Raw genomic sequence first — 7,201 nt, forward strand, 5'->3', positions numbered from 1 at the left:
TAGAAGTAATTTCTCTGCTGATGATCTGACCATTGCAAATTTCGAGGGAACACTTACTGATTCAGATGAACGGGAAGACAAAACATTTGCATTTAAAGCCCCTGCCTCCTATGCTTCTATTTTATCCGGCAGCTCCGTGGAAGCAGTAAATACTGCTAATAATCACAGCCACGATTATGGCGATCAGGGCTTTGAAGATACCCTGGCAGCACTGGATGATGCAGGAATTGTTCATTTCGGATATGACGAAACTGCTGTTATGGATATAAAGGGAATCAAGGTAGGTATGGTAGGTATTTATGAACTGTACGATCATCTTGACCGGGAACAGCAGTTAAAAGATAATATTGCCAAAGTGCAGGCAGATGGTGCACAGCTGATCGTGGTAATCTTCCACTGGGGCAATGAAACAGAAACTGTTCCTGACAGTAACCAGACAACTCTTGGCCGCATGGCAATCGATCTGGGCGCTGATCTGGTATGTGGACATCACCCTCATGTACTTCAGGGTATTGAAACTTATAAGGGAAAGAATATTGTATACAGTCTTGGTAATTTCTGTTTTGGCGGCAACAGTTCCCCGAGCGATATGGATACCATGATCTACCAGCAGACCTTTACTATTGATGCTGATGGAGTAAAAAATGATAATGTAACCAATATTATTCCCTGTTCTATTTCCTCTGCTGCTTATGACGGATACAATAATTATCAGCCAACTCCTGCGGAAGGTGATGAAGCAACGCGTATCCTGGAGAAGATTAATGAACGAAGTTCGTGGATTTCTACTGCTGAGGGAACTACTTTTACTGCGGAATATAATAACCGTAATACATCTACCAGCTCATCTGAATCAGATATTTCAAGTGAAAATTCTTCAGATACAGATTCTTCGGAGGATGATATTTCGGATAATAATCTGATTGATATGAACTAAAGTATGTTTAAAAAATATACCGCAAAGTGGGGCGTGCAGATTACAGGAATGTTTTTTTTAACACGCTCTAATGTGCTGATAAGTTTTTTCTTGGAGCAATCTTGTTGATATACTAAAATAAGCCGGGAAGTTTACATTTGAGCTTCCCGGCTTTTAGTTTTTTGTATTCCAATTATTCTATCTGAATTAATTTCCAGATTCCTTCTTCAGACTCTACAGCTGCTATTCCATGATCATTACATGCCTTTGCCTGTATAAATTCTGGTTGAATGACCCAATGGTTCTTCTCGTCTATATAACCATATTTTCCATTTTGTTTCGCTGCAGCGTATCCAATTTGGGTAAAGCTTCTTCCTCTTTCATATTGATAATCGATAACTTTCTTACCATCTGACGAAATATATCCCCATTTTCCATTCATTTGCATTCTCATATATCCATCATACGTCTGGGTGAGCATTTCATATCCATCTGAAATAATCCTGTAACTGCCTTTTTCTTCTGAATTGTTTATATAAGGCAAAATTTTATATCCTGCGGCAATTACGAGAAACAGCATACACACAACTGCAAAAGCACCTATCACACCCGCTGTTTTTCGATTTTTCCCTTGTTTTTTCTCAGATGTATAAGTACGGGAACCTGAATTTCTACCTGTATGATATTCCATTTTGCACCGCCCTCCATCTCAGCATCAGCTTTCGTATTTTTATTTTATCTTGTGATATTTGTGATGTAAGTTTGGTATATACAATCAAAAAGCCGGATGACACATCTCTGCATCTTCCAGCCCTTTCTTATAATTATATAATTATTTTCACTTTATTCCGCTTCATAGTTTTAAACCAATATCTGCTTCGCAGTTTATCAGGGGATGCACCCCTTCACTGCTTATTGCTTTTCACAATTGAAGCAGGGAAATTACCTGATTCAGTTAAATAATAATCATGGCATCTCCAAAGGAGAAGAAACGATATTTCCCCTGTACTGCAACCTCATAGGCATGCATGATATTCTCCTTACCTGCCAGTGCAGATACCAGCATAACGAGTGTAGATTCCGGCAGGTGGAAGTTTGTAATCAGGGCATCGATCATTTTAAAATGATAGCCCGGATAAATAAAGATTTCTGTCCATCCGCTTCCGGCTTTGAGGATTCCATCTTCCCCTGTTGCAGATTCCAGTGTTCTGCAGCTTGTGGTTCCCACTGCTACTACACGCTTGCCAGCTTTCTTTGTATCATTGATCAGCTTTGCCTGGTCTTCTTCCACCATGTAGAATTCGGAATGCATATGGTGACTTTCTACGTCATCTACTTTAACAGGACGGAAAGTTCCGAGACCTACATGAAGAGTCACATGGGCAATGTTGACACCTTTTTCCTTTACTTTCTCAAGAAGTTCCTTAGTAAAGTGCAGTCCTGCTGTCGGCGCTGCTGCAGAGCCTTCATTTTTTGCATAAACAGTCTGATAGCGGTTCTTGTCTTTCAGTTTATGTGTGATGTAAGGTGGCAGAGGCATTTCACCAAGCTGATCCAGGATTTCTTCAAAGATTCCTTCATAATGGAACTGGATCAGACGGTTTCCTTCGTCTACCACATCAATGATCTCACCTTTTAAGATCCCGTTTCCGAATGTGATCTTCGCACCCGGACGGGCTTTCTTGCCAGGTTTTACCAGACATTCCCAGATGTCGTTCTCTCTTCGTTTCAGAAGCAGGATCTCGATCAATGCTCCTGTTTCTTCTTTATGTCCGTATAAACGGGCAGGGATTACCTTTGTATCATTGATAACCAGGCAGTCTCCCTCTTCCAGATAATCCAGAACATCTGTAAAATGACGATGTTCAATGCTGCCGTCTTTCAATGACAGATGCATCAGTCTGGATGAACTTCTGTCCTCCAGAGGATCCTGAGCGATCAGTTCCTGAGGAAGGTCATAATAAAAATCTGATGTTTTCATTTTGTCTGCTCCTCTTCTTCCTTCCACTGTTTCCTTAACTGGCGCACGTAGTTCCACTCTTTGTTGGTCAGATCTGCTTTCTTAAGAAGATCCGGGCGTCTTTTTGCCGTACGGTAAATTGACTGCTCTCTGCGCCATTTCTCTATATTTGCATGATGACCGGACATGAGAACCTCCGGCACTTTTTTGCCGTGCCATTCTTCCGGACGGCTGTACTGCGGATACTCCAGAAGATTTCCCGCAAAGGATTCGGTCTCTCCGGATTCCTGATTATTCAGCACTCCCGGGACCATTCTGGAAATGGAATCCATCATAACCATAGCCGGAAGCTCACCGCCTGTAAGTACGTAATCTCCAATAGACACGTAATCTGTGACGATTTCCTCCAGAACACGTTCATCAATTCCCTCATAGTGTCCGCAAAGGAACACCAGGTCCTCTTCCAGCGCCATCTCACGGGCCATAGCCTGGTTAAATACCTGTCCCTGAGGAGTCAGGTAAACAACTCTCGGCTTCTTTGCTGTACGCTCTGCGATCGCCTCATAGGCAAGATAAACCGGTTCTGCCTGCATCAGCATTCCGGCGCCGCCGCCATAAGTGTAATCATCCACTTTCTGGTGTTTATTGAACGCATAATCACGGATGTTCACTGCCTCCAATGTGAGGAGACCTTTTGCGATGGCACGTCCGGTAATGCTGGTGTTCATACCATTTTCGATCATCTCCGGAAACAGGGTTAAAACATGAAAATTCATTTATATTAATCCTTTCATCAGATGAATGGTCATTACATTCTTCTCCACATCTACGTCAAGAATGCACTCCTTGATCGCAGGAAGAAGGATTTCTTCGCCTTTGGTATCCTCTACTACATAGACATCATTGGCGCCTGTTTCCATTACATCTTTCAGAGTTCCAAATTTGCTTCCGTCTTCGAGAACTACGTCCATTCCGATCAGGTCTGCGATGTAATATTCATCTTCTTCCAGCTCCTGCGCTTCTTCTCGCGGAACCCAGAGTTCTCTTTTCTTATACATCTCTATATCATTAATATTATCAATCCCCTTGAATTTCAGAATTACAAGGTTCTTGAAATACTTAACATTCTCAATTTCAAGCTTTCTTTTCTCTCTGCCTGTGTCAAGCAGAACATAATCCAGATCCAGAAATCTGTCTGCATCTGTGGTAGGATATACTTTTACTTCCCCGCGTATTCCGTGTGTCGTAGTGATCACACCAACTTTTAATAAATCTTCCATCTGCTGACTCCTATAAACCCAAATCAGGAGCCATGGGAATTGTTCCACAGCTCCTGACCCTTATTTTCATTGCAGAATATCTACAATCACTTTTTTGCTGCTTTTTGAAGAAGCCGCTTTTACTACAGTTCGGATCGCTTTCGCAATTCTTCCCTGACGTCCGATAACCTTGCCCATATCAGCAGGTCCGACTTTCAGTTCAACGATGATCGCGTCTTCCTTTTCTGTCTCAGTAACAACTACTTCATCCGGATTTTCAACAAGAGATTTTGCAATTACTTCCACTAATTCTTTCATTACATACCTCCCTGACCCGTCCCCTGTGGACGCTGCAGAAATACCTTACATGGTAAATCTGAATTATTTTTCGATTCCGGCATCTTTGAGGATTTTTGCTACAACGTCTGTAGGCTGAGCTCCTGCTGCAAGCCATTTTTTAGCTGCTTCTTCATCAACTGTTACAGCGCTTGGCTCAAGGTTTGGATCGTATGTTCCGATTTCTTCGATACATCTTCCATCACGTTTGCAACGGGAATCTGCAACTACGATTCTATAAAAAGGTGCTTTCTTCTGTCCCATTCTTCTTAATCTGATTTTAACTGCCATTGTTTCTTTTCCTCCATTAAATAAAATATATTGTTTTCTTATGTTATATTACTGTTCAGCTATGAAACAGTAACTTTTATGTCAAAGCGTTATCCGCTTCGCTAACTTCTCAATTACAGTCCGAACGGAAGTTTAAATCCACCACCGCGCTTACCGGCTTTTCCGCCCATAAGACCAGGCATCTGCTTCATCATCTTCTTGCTCTGCTCAAACTGCTTCACCAGACGGTTTACTTCGGAGATATCTACTCCTGCGCCTCTGGCAATACGGTTCTTTCTGGAAATGTTCAGGATTGACGGATTGCTTCTCTCCTGAGGTGTCATGGAAAGGATAATGGATTTGGTTCTGTCCATGGCTTTCTCATCGATCATTCCCTCAATATCCTTCATCTTACCACCCATACCGGGAAGCATATTCAGGATACTGCCGATACCGCCCATCTTGTTCATCTGTTCCATACTGGTAAGGTAATCGTTGAAGTCAAAGTCCATTTTCTTTAACTTCTTCTGCATGTCCTGCGCCTGTTCTTTATCGATGGAAGCTTCCGCTTTCTCGATCAGACTCATGACATCTCCCATACCAAGGATTCTGGAAGCCATACGCTCCGGATAGAACTGCTCCAGATCAGAAAGTTTCTCGCCCATACCTACATACAGAATAGGCTTACCGGTTACTGCCTTGATAGAAAGGGCTGCACCGCCTCGGGTATCACCATCCATCTTGGTAAGAATGACACCGTCGATTCCTACTTTATCAGCAAATGTGCTTGCTACATTTACCGCATCCTGTCCCGTCATCGCATCTACGATGAGGATGGTTGCATCTACCTGAATGTTCGCCTTGATATCTGCAAGTTCCTGCATCATATCTTCATCAACATGAAGACGACCGGCTGTATCGATAAGTACGACATTCTGCTGATACGCTTTCGCATGCTCTATGGCTGCCTTTGCAATATCCACAGGCTTCTGCTTATCTCCCATGGAAAATACTTCCACGCCCTGTTTCTCGCCGTTGACCTGCAGCTGTGTGATAGCCGCCGGACGGTAAACATCGCAGGCTACTAAAAGAGGTTTTTTACCTTTGGATTTCAGCTTGCCTGCAAGCTTCGCAACTGTGGTGGTCTTACCTGCACCCTGCAGACCTGCCATCATGAACACTGTGATCTCATTTCCCGGGCGAAGAGGCAGATCTGTTGTCTCACTTCCCATTAATTTCACAAGTTCATCATTAACAATCTTGATCACCATCTGTCCTGGATTCAGACCGTTCATAACGTCCTGTCCGATTGCCTGCTCCTGTACAGATTTGGTAAACTGCTTCACAACTTTAAAGTTTACGTCTGCCTCTAACAGAGCCATCTTTACTTCCTTAAGAGCAAGCTTAACGTCCTCCTCTGTCAGGCGGCCCTTGCTTCGTAACTTCTTAAATACATTCTGCAGTTTATCTGTCAAGCTTTCAAATGCCATATGTTATAACTCCTCTAAAATCTCATTGGAAATATTTGCAATTTCATCGGAATGATATTCCTGGGCAAGTACACGGATCTGCTTCACCTGCGCCCGTATATTCAGGAATTTCTCTACAAGATGGAGCTTCTGTTCATACTCTTCAAGGGTCTTGTTACATCTCTTGATCATATCATGCACACCCTGTCTGCTGATGCCCAGATCCTCTGCGACTTCACTCAGCGAGTAATCCTCCAACACCACGCTCTCATAAACCTGCTGCTGCCTCTCTGTCAGAAGTTCTCCATAAAAATCATATAAATAACCTTGCTCTACAAACTTCTCCATCTGTAATCACCTTGACTATATTAACCTATTTCCAATGTGCTGTCAAGCATTTTCTCTTGACAGCGCAAATTTATTTTTTCCGATACTCTTCTTAAAAATCTCATCAAAAAAGCCCCGGCATCCATATACTGAACACCAGAGCTCCCATTTCATTTATTTACATGGCAGATGCTACTCTGAGACAATCACAGACTTGGGCGAATCACCTTTGGTCTGCATCCTGCATCTTCAAGAGCTTTAACAATCTCATTCTTATGATCTGTGCCAAATGCCTCCAGTGTGATCTTAAGTTCCACTGCCGCATTTCTGTTTGTGCTTACAAACTGGTTATGATCCAGTTTAATAACGTTACCCTGAGCTTTTGCGATCACGCTTGCCACACGTACCAGTTCACCCGGCTTGTCCGGAATGAGTACGGATACTGTAAAGATTCTGTCTCTCTGGATCAGGCCGTGCTGAACAACAGAAGACATCGTGATCACATCCATATTTCCACCACTTAAGATAGAAACAATCTTCTTACCCTTCACATCCAGATGACGAAGCGCTGCCACTGTCAGAAGACCAGAGTTCTCTACGATCATCTTGTGGTTCTCATCCATATCAAGGAAAGCAACAATCAGCTCATCATCCTCGATTGTGA

10 protein-coding genes and 1 pseudogene are annotated in these 7,201 nt (G+C 42.8%); 2 read left to right on the plus strand and 9 right to left on the minus strand.

The features are described from left to right. Together ACTNES_RS18130 and ACTNES_RS18135 are read left to right on the plus strand one after the other, a co-directional pair. A partial coding sequence (locus tag ACTNES_RS18130) for a CapA family protein (RefSeq protein WP_441040296.1) occupies positions 1–937 on the plus strand: 937 nt, incomplete at its 5' end. 3 nt (positions 938–940) lie between these two features. Continuing rightward, positions 941–1,045, plus strand: coding sequence for a DUF6783 domain-containing protein (locus ACTNES_RS18135; RefSeq protein ID WP_441040297.1), 105 nt, complete (start codon positions 941–943; stop codon positions 1,043–1,045). A gap of 64 nt (positions 1,046–1,109) precedes the next feature. Here ACTNES_RS18135 and ACTNES_RS18140 read toward each other — a convergent pair whose 3' ends face one another. The 9 genes and pseudogenes from ACTNES_RS18140 to ACTNES_RS18180 form a co-directional block, all read right to left on the minus strand. After that, on the minus strand, positions 1,110–1,607 hold the full coding sequence (locus ACTNES_RS18140) for a WG repeat-containing protein (RefSeq protein ID WP_291814545.1): 498 nt from the start codon (positions 1,605–1,607) through the stop codon (positions 1,110–1,112). Positions 1,608–1,871: 264 nt separating this feature from the next. Further along, positions 1,872–2,897: a tRNA preQ1(34) S-adenosylmethionine ribosyltransferase-isomerase QueA gene (gene queA, locus ACTNES_RS18145; RefSeq protein ID WP_441040298.1), complete on the minus strand. Its 1,026-nt coding sequence runs from the start codon at positions 2,895–2,897 to the stop codon at positions 1,872–1,874. Next, the gene (trmD, locus tag ACTNES_RS18150; protein ID WP_216459244.1) at positions 2,894–3,652 is read right to left on the minus strand and encodes a tRNA (guanosine(37)-N1)-methyltransferase TrmD; all 759 of its coding nucleotides are present in this window, start codon (positions 3,650–3,652) and stop codon (positions 2,894–2,896) included. The genes queA and trmD overlap by 4 nt, the downstream gene beginning before the upstream one ends. Beyond that, on the minus strand, positions 3,653–4,156 hold the full coding sequence (gene rimM, locus ACTNES_RS18155) for a ribosome maturation factor RimM (protein WP_216459243.1): 504 nt from the start codon (positions 4,154–4,156) through the stop codon (positions 3,653–3,655). It lies immediately after the preceding gene. A 66-nt stretch (positions 4,157–4,222) separates the two neighbouring features. Further along, positions 4,223–4,453 (minus strand): KH domain-containing protein, encoded by a 231-nt coding sequence (locus ACTNES_RS18160; RefSeq protein WP_008704683.1) that lies wholly within the window; start codon positions 4,451–4,453, stop codon positions 4,223–4,225. A 63-nt stretch (positions 4,454–4,516) separates the two neighbouring features. After that, on the minus strand, positions 4,517–4,762 hold the full coding sequence (gene rpsP / locus ACTNES_RS18165; RefSeq protein ID WP_008704685.1) for a 30S ribosomal protein S16: 246 nt from the start codon (positions 4,760–4,762) through the stop codon (positions 4,517–4,519). A 113-nt stretch (positions 4,763–4,875) separates the two neighbouring features. Next, positions 4,876–6,231, minus strand: coding sequence for a signal recognition particle protein (ffh, locus tag ACTNES_RS18170; RefSeq protein WP_441040299.1), 1,356 nt, complete (start codon positions 6,229–6,231; stop codon positions 4,876–4,878). A gap of 3 nt (positions 6,232–6,234) precedes the next feature. Next, on the minus strand, positions 6,235–6,558 hold the full coding sequence (ylxM, locus tag ACTNES_RS18175) for a YlxM family DNA-binding protein (RefSeq protein ID WP_117674754.1): 324 nt from the start codon (positions 6,556–6,558) through the stop codon (positions 6,235–6,237). A 185-nt stretch (positions 6,559–6,743) separates the two neighbouring features. Beyond that, positions 6,744–7,201: pseudogene (locus tag ACTNES_RS18180) on the minus strand (threonine ammonia-lyase); the annotation flags it as partial.

Source organism: Blautia sp. HCP3S3_D9 (assembly GCF_052063845.1).
Classification (GTDB): domain Bacteria; phylum Bacillota; class Clostridia; order Lachnospirales; family Lachnospiraceae; genus Blautia_A.

Excerpts from the sequence above, each read along its gene's own strand:
- ACTNES_RS18135 (WP_441040297.1), top strand. The coding sequence starts at position 941 with ATGTTTAAAAAATATACCGCAAAGTGGGGCGTGCAGATTACAGGAATG.
- ACTNES_RS18140 (WP_291814545.1), bottom strand. The coding sequence starts at position 1,607 with ATGGAATATCATACAGGTAGAAATTCAGGTTCCCGTACTTATACATCT.
- queA (WP_441040298.1), bottom strand. The coding sequence starts at position 2,897 with ATGAAAACATCAGATTTTTATTATGACCTTCCTCAGGAACTGATCGCT.
- trmD (WP_216459244.1), bottom strand. The coding sequence starts at position 3,652 with ATGAATTTTCATGTTTTAACCCTGTTTCCGGAGATGATCGAAAATGGT.
- rimM (WP_216459243.1), bottom strand. The coding sequence starts at position 4,156 with ATGGAAGATTTATTAAAAGTTGGTGTGATCACTACGACACACGGAATA.
- ACTNES_RS18160 (WP_008704683.1), bottom strand. The coding sequence starts at position 4,453 with ATGAAAGAATTAGTGGAAGTAATTGCAAAATCTCTTGTTGAAAATCCG.
- rpsP (WP_008704685.1), bottom strand. The coding sequence starts at position 4,762 with ATGGCAGTTAAAATCAGATTAAGAAGAATGGGACAGAAGAAAGCACCT.
- ffh (WP_441040299.1), bottom strand. The coding sequence starts at position 6,231 with ATGGCATTTGAAAGCTTGACAGATAAACTGCAGAATGTATTTAAGAAG.
- ylxM (WP_117674754.1), bottom strand. The coding sequence starts at position 6,558 with ATGGAGAAGTTTGTAGAGCAAGGTTATTTATATGATTTTTATGGAGAA.